23 protein-coding genes (1 of these 23 only partly in view) are annotated in these 22,606 nt (G+C 53.2%); 22 read left to right on the plus strand and 1 reads right to left on the minus strand.

Going from position 1 to position 22,606, the window contains the following annotated elements:
* The first annotated feature begins 192 nt into the window (after window positions 1-192).
* The 21 genes from ACSFXJ_RS00280 to lysS all read left to right on the plus strand — a co-directional run bounded on the left by ACSFXJ_RS00280 (window position 193) and on the right by lysS (window position 21,558).
* Window positions 193-939, plus strand: a complete 747-nt coding sequence (locus tag ACSFXJ_RS00280; protein WP_435923267.1) for a VWA domain-containing protein — start codon at window positions 193-195, stop codon at window positions 937-939.
* Complete coding sequence (locus ACSFXJ_RS00285) at window positions 923-1,861, plus strand: protein kinase domain-containing protein (RefSeq protein ID WP_435923268.1); 939 nt, start codon at window positions 923-925, stop codon at window positions 1,859-1,861. Before ACSFXJ_RS00280 ends, ACSFXJ_RS00285 begins: the two co-directional genes overlap by 17 nt.
* Window positions 1,862-1,903: 42 nt before the next feature.
* Complete coding sequence (gene tilS / locus ACSFXJ_RS00290; protein ID WP_435923269.1) at window positions 1,904-3,364, plus strand: tRNA lysidine(34) synthetase TilS; 1,461 nt, start codon at window positions 1,904-1,906, stop codon at window positions 3,362-3,364.
* Between the two features lie 44 nt (window positions 3,365-3,408).
* Complete coding sequence (gene hpt / locus ACSFXJ_RS00295; RefSeq protein WP_435923270.1) at window positions 3,409-3,948, plus strand: hypoxanthine phosphoribosyltransferase; 540 nt, start codon at window positions 3,409-3,411, stop codon at window positions 3,946-3,948.
* Between the two features lie 99 nt (window positions 3,949-4,047).
* A complete protein-coding gene (gene ftsH / locus ACSFXJ_RS00300; protein ID WP_435923271.1) occupies window positions 4,048-6,165 on the plus strand; it encodes an ATP-dependent zinc metalloprotease FtsH in 2,118 nt (705 codons plus the stop codon).
* A gap of 599 nt (window positions 6,166-6,764) precedes the next feature.
* On the plus strand, window positions 6,765-7,703 hold the full coding sequence (gene nadA / locus ACSFXJ_RS00305) for a quinolinate synthase NadA (protein ID WP_435923272.1): 939 nt from the start codon (window positions 6,765-6,767) through the stop codon (window positions 7,701-7,703).
* Window positions 7,704-7,740: 37 nt separating this feature from the next.
* Window positions 7,741-9,351 carry an L-aspartate oxidase gene (gene nadB, locus ACSFXJ_RS00310; protein ID WP_435923273.1) on the plus strand — a complete coding sequence of 537 codons (1,611 nt, stop codon included), beginning with the start codon at window positions 7,741-7,743 and terminating at the stop codon, window positions 9,349-9,351.
* Window positions 9,348-10,214: a carboxylating nicotinate-nucleotide diphosphorylase gene (gene nadC / locus ACSFXJ_RS00315; protein WP_435923274.1), complete on the plus strand. Its 867-nt coding sequence runs from the start codon at window positions 9,348-9,350 to the stop codon at window positions 10,212-10,214. Before nadB ends, nadC begins: the two co-directional genes overlap by 4 nt.
* Before the next feature lie 5 nt (window positions 10,215-10,219).
* Window positions 10,220-10,984 (plus strand): type III pantothenate kinase, encoded by a 765-nt coding sequence (locus tag ACSFXJ_RS00320; RefSeq protein ID WP_435923275.1) that lies wholly within the window; start codon window positions 10,220-10,222, stop codon window positions 10,982-10,984.
* 33 nt (window positions 10,985-11,017) lie between these two features.
* Window positions 11,018-11,905 (plus strand): Hsp33 family molecular chaperone HslO, encoded by an 888-nt coding sequence (gene hslO / locus ACSFXJ_RS00325; RefSeq protein WP_435923276.1) that lies wholly within the window; start codon window positions 11,018-11,020, stop codon window positions 11,903-11,905.
* Window positions 11,906-12,100: 195 nt separating this feature from the next.
* Window positions 12,101-13,039, plus strand: coding sequence for a cysteine synthase A (gene cysK / locus ACSFXJ_RS00330; RefSeq protein ID WP_435923277.1), 939 nt, complete (start codon window positions 12,101-12,103; stop codon window positions 13,037-13,039).
* Window positions 13,040-13,183: 144 nt separating this feature from the next.
* Entirely contained in the window at window positions 13,184-14,761 is a 1,578-nt protein-coding gene (locus ACSFXJ_RS00335; protein WP_435923278.1) for an anthranilate synthase component I family protein, read from the plus strand.
* A complete protein-coding gene (gene pabA / locus ACSFXJ_RS00340) occupies window positions 14,758-15,339 on the plus strand; it encodes an aminodeoxychorismate/anthranilate synthase component II (protein ID WP_435923279.1) in 582 nt (193 codons plus the stop codon). The genes ACSFXJ_RS00335 and pabA overlap by 4 nt, the downstream gene beginning before the upstream one ends.
* Window positions 15,336-16,259, plus strand: a complete 924-nt coding sequence (locus ACSFXJ_RS00345; protein ID WP_435923280.1) for an aminotransferase class IV — start codon at window positions 15,336-15,338, stop codon at window positions 16,257-16,259. Before pabA ends, ACSFXJ_RS00345 begins: the two co-directional genes overlap by 4 nt.
* Entirely contained in the window at window positions 16,249-17,088 is an 840-nt protein-coding gene (folP, locus tag ACSFXJ_RS00350; RefSeq protein WP_435923281.1) for a dihydropteroate synthase, read from the plus strand. Before ACSFXJ_RS00345 ends, folP begins: the two co-directional genes overlap by 11 nt.
* Before the next feature lie 25 nt (window positions 17,089-17,113).
* Entirely contained in the window at window positions 17,114-17,482 is a 369-nt protein-coding gene (gene folB / locus ACSFXJ_RS00355) for a dihydroneopterin aldolase (protein ID WP_435925644.1), read from the plus strand.
* A gap of 8 nt (window positions 17,483-17,490) precedes the next feature.
* The gene (gene folK, locus ACSFXJ_RS00360) at window positions 17,491-18,039 is read left to right on the plus strand and encodes a 2-amino-4-hydroxy-6-hydroxymethyldihydropteridine diphosphokinase (protein ID WP_435923282.1); all 549 of its coding nucleotides are present in this window, start codon (window positions 17,491-17,493) and stop codon (window positions 18,037-18,039) included.
* Window positions 17,991-18,197, plus strand: coding sequence for a helix-turn-helix domain-containing protein (locus ACSFXJ_RS00365; protein ID WP_435923283.1), 207 nt, complete (start codon window positions 17,991-17,993; stop codon window positions 18,195-18,197). The genes folK and ACSFXJ_RS00365 overlap by 49 nt, the downstream gene beginning before the upstream one ends.
* A 33-nt stretch (window positions 18,198-18,230) precedes the next feature.
* On the plus strand, window positions 18,231-19,232 hold the full coding sequence (dusB, locus tag ACSFXJ_RS00370) for a tRNA dihydrouridine synthase DusB (protein ID WP_435923284.1): 1,002 nt from the start codon (window positions 18,231-18,233) through the stop codon (window positions 19,230-19,232).
* 240 nt (window positions 19,233-19,472) lie between these two features.
* Entirely contained in the window at window positions 19,473-19,949 is a 477-nt protein-coding gene (gene greA, locus ACSFXJ_RS00375; RefSeq protein ID WP_435923285.1) for a transcription elongation factor GreA, read from the plus strand.
* A 94-nt stretch (window positions 19,950-20,043) separates the two neighbouring features.
* Window positions 20,044-21,558 carry a lysine--tRNA ligase gene (lysS, locus tag ACSFXJ_RS00380; protein ID WP_435923286.1) on the plus strand — a complete coding sequence of 505 codons (1,515 nt, stop codon included), beginning with the start codon at window positions 20,044-20,046 and terminating at the stop codon, window positions 21,556-21,558.
* Between the two features lie 72 nt (window positions 21,559-21,630).
* Here lysS and ACSFXJ_RS00385 read toward each other — a convergent pair whose 3' ends face one another.
* Entirely contained in the window at window positions 21,631-22,230 is a 600-nt protein-coding gene (locus tag ACSFXJ_RS00385) for a TetR/AcrR family transcriptional regulator (protein WP_435923287.1), read from the minus strand.
* 94 nt (window positions 22,231-22,324) lie between these two features.
* Between ACSFXJ_RS00385 and ACSFXJ_RS00390 the strand changes: the two genes are divergently transcribed.
* Window positions 22,325-22,606: the 5' portion of a hypothetical protein gene (locus ACSFXJ_RS00390; protein WP_435923288.1), read on the plus strand. The gene runs 261 nt beyond the window's last position; the window shows 282 of its 543 coding nt (coding positions 1-282); its start codon is at window positions 22,325-22,327; its stop codon lies beyond the right edge, outside the window.

Below are 22,606 nucleotides of genomic sequence, written 5' to 3' on the forward strand. Positions count from 1 at the left end.
ATATTGTGACGGCATTTGTTGCAACTTAAAGGAGGCCTTCTCCCGTCGGAGTCGACCTCCTTTTTCCATTTAATAACGAGGGATGTCCCACTTTTATATGGTCTTGTTAAAAGTCCAGGTTTGAACCCTCTCTTTTTAGGAAATGATAGAAAGAGAATCTTTCAGATTAAATGAAAGAAAGCGGGGATTCATATGAAGCAAATTATGCTGATTACGGACGGTTGTTCCAATGTCGGGGAAAATCCGGCTATAGCCGCGGCGCTGGCCAAACAGGAAGGGATTATTGTCAATGTCGTCGGCATTGTCGATTACGGGACGATCGGAGAACTGGGCAGCTTGGAAATCGCGGAGATCGCCAAAGCCGGAGGGGGCATGAGCCGCCTGTCGGGAACGCAAAAATTGGCGCAAACGATGCAGATGATGACCCGGAAGACCGTGGTTCAGACGATTCAGCATGCGGTTAATAAAGAGTTGAGGCAAATTTTGGGTGATACCGGCGTGGAGGACCTTCCGCCAGACAAGCGATCCCAGGTCGTTGAAGTCATTGACGAACTGAGCGAAACCACTCCGCTGGAAATTGCGCTGCTTATCGATGCAAGCGCGAGTATGCGGCCGAAGCTCGCAGCCGTGGAAGAAGCGATCCGGGACATGATGCTTAGCCTCGGGGCGCGGCAGGGAAACAGCCGGCTGGCGGTGTTCCATTTTCCCGGTGCTCACGGCGGCGAAGACGCGGTTCTTGATCTGGACTGGACGACCGATCTGGGCTCGATACGTTCGATATTCGGCAGGCTAGCCATGCGAGGGGCCACGCCGACGGGTCCGGCGATCTTGAAGGTGCTGGAATTCTTCCGGTATGGTACACTGAAAAGACATGAGACCAACAATTGGCCGGAGGAAACAGGCGGAGGAGAAGGGATGCTCGGTGACTACGTCGTCTAAATCGGGCCTGGCGCATGGAACGATCGTGACCGGCCGCTGGAGAGGCGGACGTTACACGATCCAGCGAATGCTCGGACAGGGAGCGAACGGGGTCGTTTATCTGGTGAAACGAATGGACAGCGCCAAGCTGTACGCGTTGAAAATGGGCTTCGACACCGTGGATATACAATCGGAAATCAATGTACTGAAGGCCTTGCAGCGGCAGGACCACAAACGCGGGCATAACGGACGGGATCTTTCCTATCTGGTGGAGGTGGACGATTACTCCTTCCAGGGCAGGGAGATTCCTTTCTACGTCATGCGGTATGTGAAAGGCGAGCCGCTTCGGCCTTTTTTGGCCAAAAGGGGAGTTCCGTGGCTCGGGGTCGCCGGCCTTCATTTATTGCGGCAATTGCAGCGGCTCCATGAGACCGGCTGGGTATTCGGGGATTTGAAGCCGGAGAACATGCTGGTATCGAGTTACGGGGAAGTGGAGTTGATCGATTATGGCGGAGTCAGCGGCATAGGCCGGAGCGTGAAACAGTTCACGGAATGGTATGACCGTGGCTTTTGGAGGGCGGGAGGCAGAACCGCCGAACCGTCCTATGACTGGTTCTCTTTTGCTGTCGTATGTATTCATTTATTGGCGGAAGAGCCGTTGAAGCGTGCCGCGACGCAGTTGCCCCAGACGCGAAGCAGCAATGACCTGTTGTCGATCATTCGCGCGGAAACCGCGTTGCGTCCCTATCGGGTTTGGCTGGAGAGAGCCGTCACGGGCAAATTCGGCGATACGGAAGAAGCGTGCCAGTTATGGAAGGAACTCGTAATGGCACCGCTGGGACGGCGCAAGCCGAAATCGAAGACGCCGCGCTGGATGGTCGGTGCATTCGCTTTGGCGTTGACGCTGCTCGGCTGCGCCCTTTACCTGACCCTTGGTTTCTAATGGCATCGATTTTTGAAATTCAAAGGAAAGAAGGGGGCAGGAATGAATTCCGACATGTATCGACTAGTGGAGCATGTGCGCCGGACCGGGGACGAGTTTGGGCTATGGTCTCCCGGAGACCGGATCGTTGTCGCCGTTTCGGGCGGCCCTGATTCGGTGATGCTGCTGCATATTTTGCATCGGATCGCTATGGAGCCCGGTATGGATTTAAAGCTGGTTTGCGCGCATGTCAATCACGGGTTCCGGGGGAAAGAATCCGACGCGGAAGCGGACTTTGTGAGGGATTTGGCGAACAGCCTCGAAATCCCGTTTGAGCTTGGCGTATTCGATATCCCTGCTTATATGAAGGAATCGGGGAAAGGCGGGCAACTGGCCGCCCGGGAGAAGAGATATGAATATTTGCATAAGATGGCTTTGAAATATAATGCGGCGTCCATCGCGCTGGCCCATCACGCCGATGACCAGGCGGAGACGGTATTGATGCGGGTCCTGCGCGGTAGCGGCCCAGCCGGACTGGCGGGGATGAAGCTGAAACGGCGGGAAAAAAATGTGGAACTTATCCGGCCCCTGCTTCGTATATACAAAAACGAGCTGGTCAAGGCCTGCGACCGTTCCGACATCCCGTATGTGATTGACAGCTCCAATCTTCAATCGAAATATGCGCGTAATGCAATCAGGCTGGATGTACTTCCATTTTTGGGGCAATATAATGAGCAGTTAACGGATTCGCTGAATCGTCTTGCCGATATCGCGGGCGAAGAGGACGATTATATGCGGCTGCAAACCGAGCGGATCTATGCCGATATGGTCACATGGCAGGACGGCGGAGCCGCTTTCCGAATCCAGGCTTTCACCTCCTTACATGCCGCTTTACAACGGAGGTTGATTAAACTAATATTAAATTATCTGCCTTTAGGCACGGATGACAGCGACTTTGTCAAGATCGAAGCGATTCGGAAGGGCGCCATTCAAGCCTCTCCGACCACATGGAGCCTGGATCTTGGCGGGGGAATCCGCTGCTTGCGTGAATACGATACGATCCGGTTTTTGCCTGCTCGAACGGAAAGTCAGATTCCTCATTATACATATGTTGTGGAACGTTTTCCGGCGGAGATTTCTATTGCGGACACGGGGCAAACGTTGCGCTTTGCCTGTAAAGAAGCCGGAATCGGCCCTGCGGGGCTATTTCCTGAGGATGAGAGCCAAGCGGCGTTCGATGCGGATGAGCTCGATTATCCGCTTACTGTGCGTTCCCGGCTTCCGGGGGACAGGATGAAAGTTATGGGGCTAAATGGAAGCAAAAAGGTGAAAGATATTTTCATCGATGAGAAAATACCTCCCTCTCTTCGCTCCCGAATCCCGATCGTAACTGACGCGAAAGGCCGGGTTATATGGATTCCCGGAATTCGGCGTTCCTCCGTGGCGGCTGTGGGAAGCCATACGGCCAAAGTCTTGCAGATGACTTTGGAATCCGGAAAGCAAAACACGGGGCCTTGGGATTAATCAAATGAAGGCATTCATAGTATAACGTAGGAGGTTTTCTTATCTTGCAAAACGACATTCAGGAAATTTTGATCACCCGGGAACAAATTCAGGACAAAGTTGCGGAGCTCGGCCGCGAATTAAGCAAGGAGTATGAAGGCCGGAACCCTTTGGTCATCTGTATCCTGAAGGGCGCCTTTATTTTTATGGCCGATCTGGTCAAGGAAATTACCGTTCCGTTGGAGCTCGATTTTATGGCCGTATCCAGTTACGGAGCCTCCACCCGTTCTTCGGGAGAAGTGAAAATTATCAAGGATCTGGACACTTCCGTCGAGGGAAGAGACATCCTGATCGTGGAAGATATTATCGACAGCGGCCTCACGTTGAGTTACCTGATCGATGTGCTGGAACGTCGGAAAGTGAATTCGATTAAAATCGCGACCCTGTTTGACAAACCGGCTCGCCGTAGCGTGAAGCTGGAGGCGGATTGGTCGGGATTCGTCATCCCTGACGCATTCGTTGTCGGCTACGGGCTGGACTATGCCGAGAAATACCGGAACCTCCCCTTTGTCGGAGTGCTGAAACCCGAAATTTACACCAGTTAATCCTGCCGGCCGCAGCTAAGGCCGGGGCCGAATCCGTGTTTTTTGAAAGGCGCGTTCGGCTATGATAAAATAACTTAAGGTTTTGAGAGGAGGTAGGGGATGAATCGGTTCATCCGGAATTCTGGTTTTTATTTGATACTTTTCTTAGTCGTGGTGGGCATCGTCCAATTCCTCAATAGCGGAAATGAGGCAACCGTCACCCCTAGGTATGATGAGTTTCGTCAGCAACTGAAGAGTAACAACATTGAGGAAATGACCGGCAAATTTGACGGTTACGCATACTATGTGACCGGTAAGTATAGAGAGAAGGTCGGAGAAGCGAAAACGACGAACTTCTCGCTCTATATCCCTTACGACCAAAATGTCCTTAAGGAGATTACGGACCTTAGCGAAACGAACCGCTTCGAGCTGAACTGGAAGAAAATGCAGGGAGAGAGCATCTGGCTGACCTTCCTGACTTCGATCGTTCCGCTCGCCATCATGTTCATTCTGTTCTTCTTCCTGTTCAATCAGGCGCAGGGCGGCGGCGGCAAAGTGATGAACTTCGGCAAGAGCCGGGCCCGTCTCTATAATGAAGAGAAGAAGAAGGTTACGTTCGAGGACGTGGCCGGAGCGGACGAAGAAAAGCAGGAGCTTGTGGAAGTCGTTGAATTCCTTAAGGATCCTCGGAAATTCGCCGCTGTCGGCGCCCGGATTCCGAAAGGCGTTCTGCTCGTAGGTCCTCCGGGGACAGGTAAAACGTTGCTTGCCCGGGCGGTTGCCGGGGAAGCCGGCGTGCCGTTCTTTAGCATTTCCGGTTCCGACTTCGTGGAAATGTTCGTCGGTGTCGGTGCTTCCCGCGTTCGGGATTTGTTCGAGAATGCGAAGAAGAACGCGCCTTGTATCATTTTCATCGACGAAATCGATGCTGTGGGCCGTCAACGCGGCGCCGGACTCGGCGGCGGACATGACGAACGCGAGCAGACGCTCAACCAGCTCTTGGTTGAGATGGACGGTTTCGGAGGCAATGAAGGCATCATCATCGTCGCGGCGACGAACCGCGCCGATATTCTCGACCCGGCCTTGCTGCGTCCGGGACGCTTTGACCGTCAAATTACGGTCGACCGTCCTGATGTGAAGGGCCGCGAGGCGGTATTGAAGGTGCATGCGCGCAACAAGCCGCTTACTAAAGACGTACGCCTCGACGTTATCGCCAAACGGACGACCGGCTTTACCGGCGCCGATTTGGAGAATTTGCTGAACGAAGCGGCTTTGCTGGCTGCTCGCCGCAACCGCAAGGATATATCCATGCGCGAGGTGGATGAAGCGATCGACCGCGTTATCGTCGGCACGGAGAAACGCAGCCGCGTGATCAGCGACCGCGAGAAACGGATTGTCGCATTCCACGAAGCAGGACATACGATTGTCGGATACTTCCTGGAGCATGCCGATATGGTTCATAAAGTAACGATCATTCCGCGCGGACGTGCGGGCGGATATGTAATTATGCTGCCGAAGGAAGACCGGATGCTGGTCACGAAGCAAGAGCTGCTTGACAAGGTCACGGGACTCTTGGGCGGACGCGTGGCGGAAGAGCTGTTTATCGGCGAAATCGGCACGGGCGCTTATAGCGACTTCCAACAGGCAACAAGCATTGTGCGCAGCATGATCGTCGAATACGGGATGAGCGAGAAGCTCGGACCGATGCAGTTCGGAACTTCGCAGGGCCAAGTGTTCCTGGGCCGCGATTTCGGACATGAGCAAAATTACAGCGATCAAATCGCTTACGAGATCGATCAGGAAATGCAGCGCTTCATCAACGAGTCGTATGACCGTTGTAAGAAGCTGTTGACCGAGCATGCCGACCAAGTTCGCCTCATTGCGGAAACCTTGCTCGAAGTGGAAACGCTGGAGCTGGAGCAAATCAAGGAATTGATCGAGAATGGTCGATTGCCTGAGGCGGGCGATGCAGGGAATGATGAGGGCAACGGAAGCGGCTCTTCCGAACCGGGCGAACCGATCGTGGACAACATCGGTGATGTACGTGTCCGGATCCAAGGCAAAACCGAAGATCCCGCACCTACAGGTCCTTCCGGGGATATCCCGAACGACATTCCGGGCAGCAGCACGAATGATGTCTCGAATGACCCGACGGTCGATGCGCCGGAGGGTACGGTTCGCGATGATCGTGACGGTAACAACGGGCAAGGAAACGGCGGAAATACGCCGACCGTATAAGGTGAAGATAAACCGGAGGACGAAAGCGTCCTCCGGTTTTTTTGTACGCTCGGTGATCAGCGACGGTCAACAAAGCGGAACCGATAATGGACAATCTTATGGGATGCCTGTACGGGAGGAATATGTACGAGAGACCGACGGTGGAAGGTCGATTGTGTATGAAATGTCGACCTCAAAGTACCGTTTCACTGTTTTTATATGGAATGTGTATGAATAACCGACCATAAAGTGCTGTTTTACCGGCTTTTGCAGGGAATATGTATGAAAAACCGACCATAAAGTGCTATTTTTGAGTTTTAGCGAGGAATATGTACGAAAAACCGACCATAAGGTGTTGATTTACTGCCTTTAGCGGGAATGTGTATGAATAACAATCTGTAAATTGCCACCGTAGACCTGTGGAATAATTTTAAATTTTAATCAACCTGGCGGGATTCATTGACAGTCCGAATTCCAATGTGTAAATTAAATGTTAAACACAACGTGTGAAATTGGATACGATGTGAAAAAGTATGCGTATTTTTGCACAATATCATGAGATGCGGAAAAGAGAGAGATACGCGGTAAGGACCCGCGTCGCATACAGGGGAGGATGTCAGGTGGAAGCTCTAGCACTGGAGCGGAAGGCGGAAATGAACCGCGAACTGAAGGAGAGACTCTTACAGCTTAAGAAGGAACGGAATGCCATTATATTGGCGCATTATTATCAGCGCGACGAAATTCAAGAAGTAGCCGACTTTCGCGGCGACTCTTTTTTGCTTGCTCAAAAAGCGGCTTCAACCGATGCGGAAACGATCGTATTCTGCGGCGTTCATTTTATGGGAGAAAGCGCAAAAATATTGGCTCCGAACAAGACGGTCCTGATTCCGGACGAACGGGCGGGCTGCCCGATGGCCGACATGGTAAACGTGGACGGCTTGCGGAAGCTGAAGTCCCAGCATCCGAATGCCAAGGTCGTCACATATATTAACTCTTCCGCGGAAATTAAAGCGGAGACGGACATTTGCTGTACGTCCTCGAATGCGGTGAAAGTAATCAACTCGGTGGACGCCGATGAGATTATTTGGGTACCGGACAAAAACCTCGGCCACTATGTTCAGCAGCATACGGACAAGAAGCTGATTATTTGGGAAGGGTATTGCAACACGCATGATATGCTCACGGTCAAGGATGTCGTCGAAATGAAGGCGAAGTATCCGAACGCCGAGTTTGTCGTACACCCGGAATGCCGCCCCGAAGTAGTTGCCATGGGAGACTTTGTAGGAAGTACTACCGCGATTTTGGAATATTGCAAAAATTCATCCGCCAAGGAGTTCATCGTAGGGACCGAGGACGGAACCGGTTATCAGCTGCGGAAGGATAGCCCGGATAAGAGCTTCCATTTTGCGACCAAGTTCCTCGTATGTCCGAATATGAAGGTCAATAACTTGAAAAAGCTCGTCAAATGCCTGGAAACGATGCAGCCGCAAATCTATGTTCCCCCGGCCGTCGCCGACAAGGCCAGAGCTTCATTAGAGCGCATGTTACAAGTAAAGTAGCATGCGCTACTCTCTGTTCAAGACAGGTGAATCCGCAATGATACCACAATTTTTGGTTGATTTCGATGTAAAGCAACTGCCGGTCGTCGATACCGACGTCATCGTCATCGGGTCAGGGATCGCAGGCCTCTATACGGCCATCAAGGCCAGCGAAGATCGCCGCGTCATCATGATTACGAAGAAATCCTTGATGGAAAGCAACACCCGCTATGCCCAGGGGGGAATCGCGGCGGTGATTTCCGAGGAGGACTCCCCGGCTTATCATCTGGAGGATACACTGATGGCGGGGGCGGGTCTGTGTCAGACCGAAGCGGTGAACATTCTCGTCAATGAAGGACCCAACAGGGTTAAGGAATTAATTTCGTTGGGGACCGCTTTCGATTTGGAGAACGGGGAATTGGCGCTCACCAAAGAAGGCGCGCACAGCCATCGCCGGATTTTGCACGCAAACGGTGACGCCACCGGATACGAAATCGTCCGCGCGCTGTCGGAACAGGTGGCTGGCCATGCCAATATCACCATTTGGGACGATCACTTTGCGATTGACCTGATCACCGAGGATGGAGAATGCCTGGGGGCATTGGTTCAACGGCCGGACGGCGAGCGGATGTTTCTGAGGGCAGGCGCGACGATTCTGTGCAGCGGGGGCGGAGGCCAGCTATACCGTTACACGACGAATCCGGAAGTGGCGACGGGCGACGGGGTGGCGATGGCTTACCGGGCAGGGGCGATCATCCGTGACTTGGAATTTATCCAGTTCCATCCGACCTCGCTCTGTTATCCCGGCGCGCCTCGATTCCTGATTTCGGAGGCGGTTCGCGGTGAAGGGGCCGTGCTGAGGAATATCCATGGCGAGCGGTTCATGGAGAAATATCATGAGCTCTTGGAGCTGGCGCCCCGGGATATCGTGGCGCGAGCGATTGTGAGCGAAATGGAACTGACGAAAGCGAGCATCGTTTATCTCGATATTACGCATGAGTCGCCGGAGACGATCAAACACCGTTTTCCGACGATTTACGAAACATGCATCGGTTATGGCCTCGATATGACGACGGATTGGATTCCGGTGGCCCCGGCTGCACACTATATGATGGGAGGCGTGCGCACGGACGATCACGGCGAGACCAATGTAAGCCGTTTGTTCGCATGCGGGGAAGTTTCATCCACCGGCGTGCATGGCGCAAATCGCCTGGCGAGCAACTCGTTGTCGGAAGCGATCGTGTTCGGACACCGAATCATCGAGCGCATTCGTCAGCTGGAGCCGCTTTCGAAAACCGGAGATCGCGTAGCCTGCCAAGACCATCGGTTAGAACCGGTGATGCAGCCGATCGTCGAGCGGCGCCTGAAGCTGCAAAAGGTGATGGTCCGGCAGGTCGGATTACGACGCAGCAAAGACGGGCTGCTCAAGGGATTGGATGAATTACGGCGGCAGCTGCCGATCTTCCGGGCGGCGCTTCACACCCGCGAGGAGCTGGAATTCGCCAATATGCTGACATGCGCCCTTGTCCTTGCCGAGTCTGCGCTGGCTCGCGAGGAAAGCCGCGGCGGACATTACCGGGAAGACTTTCCGGAACGGGATGATGCGAATTGGCGCAAACACCTGTTGAGACATCGGGAAAAAGGAATGTTGGAGGAACTAGAGCGATGATGTTAAATGGATATAATGAAGACCTGGTTGAATCGATCCGTTTATGGCTTAAAGAGGACGTGGGCTCCGGCGACGTGACGACCGGCGTTACGATTCCTGCAGGTCACGAATCAAAAGGAATCATCCATGCCAAAGACGCTGGCGTGATTGCCGGCATGCCGGTCGCCCAGCTCGTGTTTGAAGTGGTGGACCCTCTGCTGACCTTCACTCCGCTTGTGAAGGACGGTCAGACGGTCGCCAAAGGAACGGTGCTTGCCGAAGTCGAAGGAAGCACCCATAGCATTTTGACGGGAGAAAGGCTGGCCCTCAATTTGCTGCAGCGGCTTTCCGGCATCGCCACACGGACGCGGACTTTTGTCGATGCGCTCGAAGGACTGCCGGTCCGTCTCGTCGACACGCGCAAAACGACGCCCGGACACCGGATGCTGGAGAAGTATGCGGTCCGCACCGGGGGCGGAGCCAATCACCGGTTCGGTTTGTACGACGCCGTCATGATCAAGGACAACCATATCAAAGGAGCCGGCGGCATCGCGCAGGCCGTGAGCCGGGCACGCGCCAATATTCCGCATACGATGACCATTGAGGTTGAGACGGAGAGCTTGGAGCAGGTTGAAGAGGCTTTGGCTGCGGGCGCGGACATTATCATGCTGGACAATATGGCCCCGGATATGATGAAGGAAGCGACCCGGCGCATCAAGGCCAAAGCGCCTCATGTCAAGACGGAGGCCTCCGGCAACGTCTCGCTGCAAACGATTCGAAGCATCGCGGAAAGCGGCGTCGACGTCATTTCGGTAGGCCGGCTGACGTATTCTTTTGAAAGTCTGGATATCAGTCTGGATCTGGGCGCCAAGAAAGAGGGGTAAACACCATGTTTCTTGTGGTAGATGTCGGCAATACTAATATCGTGCTTGGCGTTTACAGCGGCCGGGAGCTGCGCCATCATTTCCGGATCGGTACCCATCGCCAATATACGGTGGACGAATACGGCGTTTTAATTTATAACCTGTTTCAAATGGCCAAAATGGACGTACGGGATATAGAAGGCGTAATTATATCTTCCGTCGTTCCCCCATTAATGCATGTGCTGGAGGAGCTGTGCGAAAAGTATTTGCACCACAAGCCCCTCGTGGTCGGTCCGGGCATTAAGACAGGGCTCAATCTGCGATATGAAAATCCCAGAGAGGTCGGTGCCGACCGGATCGTCAACGCGGTTGCGGCGATTGAGCAGTATGGCGGCCCGCTCGTTGTGGTCGATTTCGGAACGGCAACGACGTTTGATTGCGTAGACGAGAAAGGGAACTATCTGGGCGGCGCCATCGTGCCGGGTATCGGTATATCTACGGAGGCGCTGTATCAAAGGGCATCCAAACTGCCCCGCATCGAACTGGAGAAGCCGAAAAAGGTGATCGGCCGCAATACGGTGAACGCGATGCAGGCCGGCATTATTTTCGGCTATGCCGGGCAGGTCGACGGCATTGTGGGCCGGATCAAGCGCGAGATGGACGCGGAGCCGAAGGTGATTGCCACCGGCGGCTTGGCCGAATTGATCGCCAGCGAGACAAGCACGATTCAAGAAGTGAATCCTTGGCTCACTTTGGAAGGCTTACGCATCATTTACGAACGAAATCAATAATCATATAAAAATGGATGTTGGGAGGCTTCATCTGTGGAGACAAAGACAGAAAAAGACCGTCTGGTCCGCGGCACCGCTCTGGGAGGCAAAGTCCGGGCATTTGCGGTGCGGACGACGAACCTGGTGGAGGAGCTTCGCCGACGGCATGACACATTTCCGACAACGACGGCCGCGCTTGGCCGCACGGTAACGGCGGCTGCCATGATGGGCGCGATGCTGAAAGGCGAGGAACGTCTTTCGATCCAAGTCAAAGGCGACGGGCCGATCGGGCAAATCGTTGCCGATGCCAACGCGAAGGGCGAGGTCCGCGGAACGGTGACCAATCCGCATGTACAGCTTCCAAGCAACAGCCTGGGCAAGCTTGATGTAGCTGGTGCGGTCGGGAAGACCGGCTTTATTCATGTAACGAAGGATTTGGGCTTGAAGGATCCTTACCGGGGAAGCGTGCCGATCATCTCGGGCGAACTGGGAGAGGATTTCACTTATTATTTTGCCGTGTCCGAGCAGACTCCGTCAGCCGTAGGGCTTGGCGTTCTTGTGGATACCGACAATTCGGTCATCGTGGCCGGCGGCTTCATTATCCAGCTGCTTCCGGGACTTAGCGATGCTGAAATCGAAGCGATTGAACGCGCACTCGGCCAGCTGCCGTCGGTCACCTCCCTGCTGGATCAGGGGCTGGAGCCGGAAGAGATGCTCCGTTGGATCGTGCCGGATGTGAACGTGCATGAGGAAATGGATATCGTTTTTTCCTGCCATTGCTCGCGCGACCGGGTGGAGAGAACCTTGATCAGTCTCGGAAAAGACGAATTGATCGAGCTGCGCAACGACAACAAGGAAACCGAGGTCGTCTGCGATTTCTGCAACGAGGTCTACACGTTCGCTCCGGAAGATCTGGATGATCTGATCGCGCAAACCAAATAGCAGCGAAAGGCGGACGAGGTCGTCCAGCCTGCATAAATACCTTGCTTTCCGGGAAAGGTTTTGGGAGGCAAGGTATTTTTTAATGACTTTATTGACAACTCTGATGGGTGTTGTTAAGATAATAGTAGGAAAACCAACTTGATTACTCGGAAATAAAGCATCGATATTGTTTGTGTACTAAAGGAGGGCTTTGACATGGCAAGAATCGTAAACAACGTAACAGATTTGATCGGGGATACGCCGCTCGTTCGCTTGAACCGGATTGTTCCTGAAGACAGTGCGGAAATTTATGTCAAGCTGGAGTATCAAAACCCGGGATCCAGCGTAAAAGACCGGATTGCCATCAGCATCGTGGAAGAGGCGGAGAAAGCGGGCAAGCTGAAACCGGGCGGCACGATTATCGAAGCGACCAGCGGCAATACGGGGATCGGACTTGCGCTTGTTGCCGCGGCTAAAGGGTATAAAGCGGTTATCGTGATGCCTGAAACGATGAGCTTGGAGCGCCGCAACCTGCTACGCGCTTATGGTGCCGAACTGGTACTGACTCCGGGATCGGAAGGGATGAACGGTGCGGTGAAGAAAGCCGAAGAAATTTTGGCGGCGAATCCGGACTACTTCCTTGCGGATCAGTTCAGAAACCAAGCCAACGTGAAAATTCATCGCGAAACAACAGGACCGGAAATCGTGGAAGCGATCGAATCGTTGGACGGCAAGCTGGATGCATTCGTGGCGGGGATCGGTACAGGCGGTACGATTTCCGGTGCGGGTGAAGTGCTCAGAAAACGTTTCCCTGACATTAAAATTTTCGCGGTTGAACCGGCGGCTTCGCCGATTCTGTCGGGCGGTAAGCCAGGTCCTCACAAAATTCAAGGGCTCGGCGCCAACTTTATCCCTGAGATTTTGAACCGTGAAATCTATGATGAAATTATCCATGTCGAAAATGATGACGCCTTCGAACAAGCGCGTACCGTAGCGAAGGAAGAAGGCATTCTGTCCGGCATTTCCTCCGGTGCAGCCGTATTTGCCGCTTTGCAAGTGGCCAAGAAACTGGGCAAAGGCAAACGCGTTGTCGCGATCGTTCCAAGCAACGGCGAACGTTACCTGAGCACGCCGCTGTACAATTTCGAAGCTTAATCGGGTGATTTGACCGATACGCCCCCTTGGCTGTTCTATTTGGGCAGCCCCGGGGGCTTCTTGTATTTTCAAAAGGGACGGCATTTAGTATACTAGCTAGCAATAAGCATCAAGATTAAGTGGAACGTGGAGGATAGGCGGCGGATGGAATCGTTAATAACGCAGGCGCAGTGGGAAGCATGGAGCATGGAGGGAAAGTGGACTCTCCTGCCGTGCGCGGTTCAATACCGCCCCAAAGGCAGCCTTCCCATGCACTGGTTGAGAGCCTGGCAGGAGGCCGAGCCATATTCGTTCGTATTGGAAAGCGGCAAAGGGGGCCGGTATACCTTTCTCGGTTTGAACCCGGTATCCGTCATTCGCGGAAAAGGGAGCAAGGCGGTCATACAGAACTTTGGGACTCAACGGGAAACCGGGCATAGCACGGAGGCGATGGAGAGGGCAGGAAAACCTCTGGAGCTGCTTCAGGAATGGATGAAGCCGTTTTGTTCGCCTTGCGTACCGATTCTTCCGAAATTCAGCGGCGGAGCCGTCGGCTTCCTTGGGTACGACATTGCCCGATCGCTTGAACGGTTACCGCAGGAAGCTGCCGACGACCTTAAACTCGACGATTACGTTTGGATGCGGTTCGAGGAAATTTGGGTATGGGATCAGGCGGAGGAAACGCTGTATGCCATCGTATATCGTCGCACCCCCAATTTGCCGGCAGTGCCGGAAGCCTATGTTGCTGCGGAAAATAGAGCCTTTGAGATGATTGAGCAATGGGAGCGGATGAGCACATCGAACGTGGAGTTTGCGGCGGAGCCGTTCGTGAAGAAGGCTCCCCCGTTGCCGCAGGAGGGCAATGACGAAGGCTTGCTGGAGCCGGTGTCTACATCGATGTCCCAGGAGGAGTTTGAAGCGGCGGTCCGCCGTATTCAGGAATACATCGGGGCGGGAGACGTCTTTCAGGTGAATTTATCGCTTAGACAAGCTTTTCGCGTCCAAGCTTCACCGGAGGTGGTCTATGAGCATTTGCGTAACGTTAATCCCTCCCCGTATATGGGTTTGCTGAGATTCCCCGATTTTCAGCTTGTTTCGGCTTCGCCGGAGCTGCTCGTCAAGCTGGAGCAGGGCCGGATCAGCAGCCGCCCGATCGCCGGAACCCGCCGGCGTGGCCTGACGGACGAGGAAGACGCGCTGATGGCGGCGGAGCTGTCCGGCAATGAAAAGGAACGGGCCGAGCATATTATGCTCGTCGATCTGTTGCGCAACGATTTGGGGCGTGTTGCCGAATACGGAACGGTGCGCGTCAGCGAGCTGCTCTGCATCGAGCGTTATTCGCACGTGATGCATCTGGTTTCTGAGGTGGAGGGGAAACTACCTTCCGATAAGAATGCCTTCGATGCGATCGCTGCCGTATTTCCGGGGGGAACGATAACCGGTGCCCCAAAAATACGGACCATGGAGATCATTGAAGAGCTCGAGCCGGTCACCCGCGGCCCATACACCGGGTCCATGGGATGGATTGACTACAACGGGAATATGGAATTAAATATTATTATACGTACGCTGGTCGTCATGGACGGCATCGGATATCTACAGGCGGGAGCGGGAATCGTGATCGACTCCGTGCCTTACCGCGAGTACAAAGAGTGCAAAAACAAAGCCAAGGCCGTGGCGGTCGCGCTGCGGCATAGCGAAAATCACGCCTCTTCGGGCGAAGGACAGGGGATGAAGAAATGATACTGGTCATCGACAATTACGATTCGTTTACGTACAACCTGGTTCAGTATTTGGGAGAACTGGGGGAAGAGGTTACGGTTCGGCGCAATGACGAAATTGATTTGAACGGGATCGAAGAACTGGGGCCGGACCATATTTTGCTGTCTCCGGGACCTTGCACACCGAATGAGGCCGGAATTACGCTGGATGTGATCGAACGGTTCAAGGGCCGGATTCCGATCTTCGGCGTCTGTCTGGGTCATCAGGCGATCGGCCAGGCGTTTGGCGGACAAGTGGTTCGGGCCGAACGGCTGATGCACGGAAAGACGTCGCCGATTCATCATCACGGGGAGTCCGTCTTCGCCGGCTTGCCGTCGCCCTTTACGGCCACTCGCTATCACTCCCTGATCGTGGACCGGGACAGCCTTCCGGACTGTCTGGAAATTACCGCGGAGACGGAGGAAGGCGAAATTATGGGGTTGCGCCACAAAGAGTATGCGGTGGAGGGCGTTCAGTTCCATCCCGAGTCGATCATTACCGACCATGGGCATCAAATGCTCCGCAACTTCCTTAGCCGGAAGGCGGAAGCCAACGTATGAATTATATTGGGGTGAACGGAATGCCCACCCCGGACGCCGAAGCCGTGATTTCCGTTATGGATCACGGCTTTATGTACGGGATGGGCCTGTTTGAGACCTTCCGGACGTACGAGGGGGTCCCCTGTTTACTGGAGCGGCATTTGAATCGGCTGAGCGAAGGATGCCGGGTCCTCGGCATTTCCTATGAAGCGGATGCATCCCGAGTCCGTGCGGAAGTCGCGGAGCTGCTTAAATTAAATGGGTTGAACGACGGCTATATCCGTCTGACGGTATCGGCGGGCGAAGGCCCCTTGGGATTGTTTGCAGGGGAATATGCGAAGCCTGCGGTCATTATGTATGTAAAGGCATTGCCCGAGACGGATCCGGCGGTATATGTGCACGGAAAAAAGCTGTTCCGGCTTCGTACCGTGCGGAACACGCCGGAAAGCGAAGTCCGGCTGAAGTCGCTTCATTATATGAACAATTTGTTGGCGCGCCGCGAACTGGCCCAATACGAACGGCAGCAAGCATCCGCGCCCGGGGCTTCCTTGTCTTTCGCTCCTCCCGAAGGACTTATGTTGACGAAAGAGGGGGATCTGGCGGAGGGGATCGCCAGCAATATATTTTTTGCGATGGACGGCAAACTATATACACCCGAAATCGGAACGGGCATCCTCCCGGGCATTACCCGTGGGGCCGTGTTGGAGCATGCGACCAGACTGGGGCTGGACGTGGAAGAAGGACGTTACGCGTGGGACAAGCTTGTCCAGGCTGAGGAGATCTTTTTGACCAATTCGATTCAAGAGCTTGTTCCTGTCACTTTGCTGTTGGAGCCTGATACGGGAAGAACGTTTCGGATCGGCGGCGGTCAAATCGGACCGGTCACGAAGCGGCTGCTTCATTTTTATAGAGAAAGCGTGGGGAACGGATGTGCAGATTAAACGGTTTGAGCGAAGTTATTTATGCGGCGAGACGGTGCTGAAGCTGGGGGAGCGCACGCTCGTCATGGGCATTTTGAATGTGACGCCGGATTCTTTTTCGGATGGAGGAAAATATAACGATCCGGATCGTGCGGTGCGGCATGCGCTGCAGATGGTCGAGGACGGTGCCGATCTGATCGATCTCGGCGGGGAGTCGACAAGACCGGGGCATGTACCCGTGAGCGAGGAGGAAGAGCTTGAACGGGTGATTCCGGTAGTTGAAGCTCTTCATCGCGAGGTGCCGCATATTCCGATTTCCGTGGATACGTATAAAGCGAAGGTGGCTCGTGAATCGCTTAAGGCGGGAGCGCATATCATCAATGATATTTGGGGCTTCAAGGGCGACCCGCACATGGCTGCGGTGGCTGCCGAGTTCGGCTGCCCGGCGATTTTGATGCATAACCGCAACGATCGGAATTATACCGACTTGCTGCAGGATGTGGCTGACGACCTGATGGATAGTGTGCGCATCGCCAAAGAGGCCGGAGTGCGGGAAGAACAGATCATTTTGGACCCGGGTATCGGTTTTGCCAAAGACTATCAAGAGAATCTTCGGGTGATGAGGGAACTGGACCGTCTGATGGAGCTCGGGTATCCGATGCTGCTCGGGACCTCCCGAAAAAAATTCGTCCGTACCGCTTTGAACGTGGAAACGGCGGATCAGGTCGTATTTGGTACCGCGGCGACCGTTGCGCTCGGCATTGCCCAAGGGTGCCAAATCGTCAGAGTGCATGACGTGAAAGAAATCAAACAAACCGCATTAATGTGCGATGCGATTATAAATGCCTGAATACGCTGGCGAAGGAGTATAAATGATGGATAAAATGATCATCCGGCGGATGGAATATTACGGATACCATGGTGTATTCGACGAAGAGCGGAAATTAGGGCAGCGTTTCTATGTGGACTTGACGCTCGAAATGGATTTACGGAAGGCGGGAGAAAGCGACGACCTTTCCTCGACGGTAAATTATGCCGAAATCCACGAACTGGTGAAAGGGGTTGTCGAGCAAAGAAGCTTCAAATTGATCGAGGCGCTTGCTGAGCATATTGCATCCTCGGTTTTGGACACTTATACTATGGTAGATGCGTTGACGGTCGGCGTGACGAAGCCGCATCCGCCTTTTGATATCCATTTTGAAGGCGTCACGGTGGAAATCCGCCGAACTCGAAGCGGAAAGTGAGTTTGAACATGACCAAACAATCCTCCTCTGAAAGCTCAGAGGCTTATATTGCATTAGGGGCCAACTTGGGGGATCGCGAGGCCACCCTGATGAAGGCTCTGGCCATGCTGGACGGCCATCCTGACATTACGGTGCTGCGTTGTTCCCGTTTATATGAGACCGACCCGGTAGGCGTGGTCGATCAACCCAATTTTGTAAATATGGCGGCGGCTTTGCGGACGAAGCTGGACCCGGAGACGCTGCTTAAGGCAATGCTCGATATCGAACAGTCGCTCGGACGGGAGCGGATGATCCGTTGGGGTCCGCGAACCGTGGATCTGGATCTGTTGTGGATGGAAGGACGGAACATGGATACGCCTCTTTTGACACTGCCCCACCCGAGGATGATGGAGCGTGCTTTCGTGCTGGTCCCGCTGCAGGATATTATTCCGGAGGAAGACTCCACGGGGTTGTACGAACGGGTTCAAAACGCCCTTGACCACATAGACGGAAAGGATGGAGTTCGGTTTTGGAAATCAGGCAACTGGCCCAGCGAATCCGCGCCTTCCGAAAACTGAAGGGATTTACGCAGCAGCAGCTTGCCGAACAGTCGGGGATCTCGCTGGCTGTCTTGGGAGCGATCGAGCGGGGAAACCGCCGTGCAGAAGATCAAATTTTAATTAAAATTGCGGATGTTCTTGGCGTGAGTTTGACGGAATTGATGCATAACGAATAATTTTTGGACAACATACTGGGGAGGGATACCGACATGCTGAAGATCGGCGATATCGAAATGAAAAACCAGGTCGTGCTCGCTCCGATGGCGGGGGTGTGCAATCCGGCATTCCGGCTCATCGCGAAGGAGTTTGGAACCGGGCTGGTCTGTGCGGAGATGGTCAGCGATAAAGCCATCCTTCACGGCAACAAACGGACGAGGGAAATGCTGTTCGTGGATGAACGGGAGAAACCGCTCAGTCTGCAAATTTTCGGCGGAGACCGCGCTTCGCTGGTAGAGGCGGCCAAAGTGGTCGATCAGGAGACGAACGCGGATATTATCGACATTAATATGGGTTGCCCCGTGCCTAAAGTGACAAAATGCGACGCCGGCGCCCGCTGGCTGCTCGATCCGAACAAAATTTACGAGATGGTTTCCGCAGTCGTTGAAGCCGTAAGCAAACCGGTGACGGTTAAAATGCGGATCGGCTGGGACGACGAGCATATCTATGTGCTGGACAACGCCAAAGCCGTTGAAGCGGCGGGAGGCAAAGCCGTCAGCGTCCATGGCCGTACCCGGGAGCAGCTCTATACCGGCAAAGCGGATTGGAGTTACATTAAGCAGGTTAAAGAGACCGTATCGATTCCGGTCATCGGCAACGGAGACGTTGCCACGCCGGAAGACGCCAAGCGGATGCTGGAAGAAACCGGCTGCGACGGCGTGATGATCGGACGCGGCGCGCTGGGCAATCCATGGATGCTTTACCGTACCGTCGAATATTTGAAATCTGGCGTGCTGCTGCCGGAGCCCGAGCCGGAAGAGAAAATCCGGATCGCGATTTTGCATATGGACCGTTTGGCGGCTTTGAAAGGCGAGAGCGTCGCCGTCCGCGAAATGCGCAAGCATATGGCTTGGTACCTGAAAGGCCTGAAGGGCTCGTCCCGGATTAAGGATGTAATTATGGAAGAAACGAAGCGCGACGAAATGGTGCGGATTCTCCAAGATTTTGTCGGCGGATTGTATGGAAGCGATCAGGATGAAGCCGAGTCCGCATAAAGAGCATTGCATTCGGAGGAAGGATCTTCTTCGTTCGGGCTTTCGGAATTGAAGCGTTTTCATTTGAAGAATCGGGCGTCATTGACATTTCAGATTCGTTAACCTATAATTTCACAGTATAAATTCGCCTCAGGAGATAACTTCCACAACATGGATGGTCTGACCTCCATGAGATTGCATATGATATTCTCTATAATGCGTGATGCGAATATTATTTCCATGACAGGAGAATCGGTTGAGATGAGCGATAAAGAAGTCATTCTTACACAGGACGGTCTGAAAAGACTGGAAGAAGAACTCGAGAATTTGAAGTCCGTAAGACGTCGTGAAGTTGCCGAGCGGATCAAGACTGCGATCGGTTACGGGGATATCAGCGAAAACTCGGAATATGAAGATGCGAAGAATGAGCAGGCTTTTATCGAGGGCCGGATTATTACTCTTGAAAAAATGCTGCGCAACGCCCGTATCATCAACAATGACGAAATCGATACGGATACGGTGAGCATCGGATCTACCGTAACGGTTGAAGATTTGGAATTTGGCGATACGATGGAATACGCGATTGTTGGTACGGCGGAATCCGATCCGTTGCAAAACAAAATTTCGAACGAAAGCCCTGTCGGCAAAGCGATTCTCGGTAAGAAGAAAGGCGCCATTGTAGATGTGGCGGTACCTGCCGGCGTCATTCAATATAAAATCGTCGATATCAAGAAGTAATGCTGAATTAGCGTCTCAAGAAGCTTCCCCAGCGGAGGCTTCTTTCACTGTTTTTAATTCATTTTTTAAAAAAAGCTGTAAGGAGTGGAACAAATTGAGCGAGGAACAAAACAACCAGGAAGTTGTCGAACTTAGCGAACTGCTGCAGGTCCGCCGGGATAAATTGGACGAGCTGCGCGGTCTCGGAATCGATCCGTTCGGCCACAAGTATGAGCGTACCGCCACGGCGGGTGAAATTCTGGAGAAATACGACGGTTTGACCAAGGAAGAACTGGATGAGAAGCAAGTGAAGGTGTCCATCGCCGGCCGGATTATGGCTAAAAGGGTCATGGGCAAGGCCAGCTTTGCGCATATTCAGGATCTTTCGGGCAAAATCCAGATTTACGTGCGTCAGGACAGCGTGCCGGAGACGGATTACGCCGCTTTTAGCGTACTGGATCTGGGAGACATTATCGGCGTAACCGGGGAAGTGTTCAAGACAAAAACCGGTGAAACCACCATCAAAGCCGAATCCCTGGTCGTATTGTCCAAATCGCTATATCCGCTTCCTGACAAGTATCACGGCCTGAAAGACGTAGAATTGCGTTACCGCCAGCGTTATGTCGATTTGATCGTGAATCCCGAGGTACAGCAAACCTTTATCAAGCGTTCCCGGATTATTCAATCCATGCGCCGTTATCTGGATTCCCTCGGTTATCTGGAAGTAGAAACACCGACGTTGCACAGCATTGCCGGAGGAGCCGCGGCCCGTCCGTTCATTACGCATCATAACGCTTTGGACATGGAGCTTTACATGCGGATCGCGATCGAGCTTCACTTGAAGCGGCTCATCGTGGGCGGTCTGGAAAAAGTGTATGAAATCGGCCGGGTTTACCGGAACGAGGGCGTTTCCACACGCCATAATCCGGAATTCACCATGATCGAGCTCTACGAAGCTTATGCGGATTACAAGGATATCATGTCTCTGACCGAAAATATGATCGCTCACATCGCCAAGGAAGTCCTGGGCACTCAGGTGATCCAATATCAAGGACATACGGTCGACCTGACTCCGCAATGGCGCCGCGTTTCCATGGTGGATGCGGTGAAGGAAGTCACCGGCGTTGACTTTGGCGTGCAAATGAGCAATGAAGAAGCCCATCGTCTGGCTAAGGAACATAAGGTTCCTGTTGAGCCGCATATGACGTTCGGACATATTCTGAATGCGTTCTTCGAACAGTTTGTCGAGGAGACGCTGATTCAGCCGACCTTTGTTTACGGACATCCGGTGGAAATTTCGCCACTCGCTAAAAAGAACGAGGCGGATCCTCGCTTCACCGACCGCTTCGAGCTGTTTATCGTTGCCCGTGAGCATGCGAATGCCTTCTCCGAGTTGAACGATCCGATCGATCAGCGTCAGCGGTTCGAGGCTCAGCTTCTGGAGCGCGAACACGGTAATGATGAAGCTCATGAAATGGACGACGACTTCATTCGAGCGTTGGAATACGGGATGCCGCCGACAGGTGGACTCGGGATCGGGATCGACCGTCTGGTCATGCTGTTGACCGATGCGCCGTCGATCCGCGATGTACTGCTCTTCCCTCATATGCGGAATACGGCGATCGAATAGGGTATTGCAAAAAGGAACAACCTCCGAGGAGGCTGTTCCTTTTTTTGTACGCTTGTTGCGAATGGATGGTTTTCAAGAACGGCATAACGAGCTTAAATGATGCTTCATGACGAACTCTACTTTTTCCGAAGTCAATACTTCAGGCCGGAGGACCGCATGGATCGCCAAACCGTCGATCAGGGCATAGAAGCGTTCAGCCTCCAGATCATGATCCAGATCAGCGCTAACCAAACCTGTGTTTATCAATGCCTCCACTAACATTCGGAATAACTGTCTAAGATCATCATCGACTTGATTACGGAGTGCTTTTAATGAGGAGTCGGACATAGACTTTGCCACAAAAGCAAACCACACCTCCATTTCGAGTCTCGTTTCCTCATTAAGCGGCAAAACCTGTCTCAGGTATTCCAGGATGTCCTCCTTTAGGTTCCCCTTCGGGTGAATGTGATGAGCCCGTTCCTTGACTCTTTCCGAGACTAGCCGCATGGAATATGCATATAATTCGGATTGGGTAGTGAAGTAATGGCGCATGGAACCCGGGGAAACCCCGGCTTCTTCGGCGACTTTTCTGACCGAGGCCTGCTCGATTCCGTATTTGCGAATGACCCTCCATGCCGCTTCGGCGACTTTTTCTTTTTGATGTTCATGGTCCACAATTTTAGGCATGTACATATTATAGCATGTTCTTGTTTTATTTAATACAAGTGTGTTATATTGTTTTTAGCACGATTGTGTTAAAAAGAAATGTGAGGAGAGGACGCGCTGTATGATCTTGGCACTGATTATAGGCTGTGAGATTGCATTTTGGGTTTTAGTTTTGGCCGGTTTAAGCGCAAGATATCTGTTGAAGCGGAAAAAGACCGGGGCATGGCTGCTGATCGCTACTCCGATCGTTGACCTGATTTTGATTGCGGCTACGGTCATCGACTTGAAAAACGGTGCGGTAGCAACATTCACACATGGGTTGGCTGCCGTATATATTGGTGTAACTGTCGCATTTGGGCATCGGATGATACGTTGGGCGGATGAGCGTTTTGCATACAAGTAT

Origin of the sequence: Paenibacillus salivarius, from assembly GCF_051307165.1 — a bacterium.
In the GTDB taxonomy this organism is placed as follows: domain Bacteria; phylum Bacillota; class Bacilli; order Paenibacillales; family Paenibacillaceae; genus Fontibacillus.

Bases quoted from the DNA above. Each gene is read 5' to 3' on its own strand.
- nadB (WP_435923273.1), top strand. From the start codon at position 7,741: ATGATACCACAATTTTTGGTTGATTTCGATGTAAAGCAACTGCCGGTC.
- nadC (WP_435923274.1), top strand. From the start codon at position 9,348: ATGATGTTAAATGGATATAATGAAGACCTGGTTGAATCGATCCGTTTA.
- dusB (WP_435923284.1), top strand. From the start codon at position 18,231: ATGCTGAAGATCGGCGATATCGAAATGAAAAACCAGGTCGTGCTCGCT.
- ACSFXJ_RS00280 (WP_435923267.1), top strand. From the start codon at position 193: ATGAAGCAAATTATGCTGATTACGGACGGTTGTTCCAATGTCGGGGAA.
- ACSFXJ_RS00320 (WP_435923275.1), top strand. From the start codon at position 10,220: ATGTTTCTTGTGGTAGATGTCGGCAATACTAATATCGTGCTTGGCGTT.
- ACSFXJ_RS00345 (WP_435923280.1), top strand. From the start codon at position 15,336: ATGAATTATATTGGGGTGAACGGAATGCCCACCCCGGACGCCGAAGCC.
- ACSFXJ_RS00335 (WP_435923278.1), top strand. From the start codon at position 13,184: ATGGAATCGTTAATAACGCAGGCGCAGTGGGAAGCATGGAGCATGGAG.
- folB (WP_435925644.1), top strand. From the start codon at position 17,114: ATGGATAAAATGATCATCCGGCGGATGGAATATTACGGATACCATGGT.
- greA (WP_435923285.1), top strand. From the start codon at position 19,473: ATGAGCGATAAAGAAGTCATTCTTACACAGGACGGTCTGAAAAGACTG.
- ftsH (WP_435923271.1), top strand. From the start codon at position 4,048: ATGAATCGGTTCATCCGGAATTCTGGTTTTTATTTGATACTTTTCTTA.
- ACSFXJ_RS00385 (WP_435923287.1), bottom strand. From the start codon at position 22,230: ATGTACATGCCTAAAATTGTGGACCATGAACATCAAAAAGAAAAAGTC.
- pabA (WP_435923279.1), top strand. From the start codon at position 14,758: ATGATACTGGTCATCGACAATTACGATTCGTTTACGTACAACCTGGTT.
- folK (WP_435923282.1), top strand. From the start codon at position 17,491: ATGACCAAACAATCCTCCTCTGAAAGCTCAGAGGCTTATATTGCATTA.
- cysK (WP_435923277.1), top strand. From the start codon at position 12,101: ATGGCAAGAATCGTAAACAACGTAACAGATTTGATCGGGGATACGCCG.
- tilS (WP_435923269.1), top strand. From the start codon at position 1,904: ATGAATTCCGACATGTATCGACTAGTGGAGCATGTGCGCCGGACCGGG.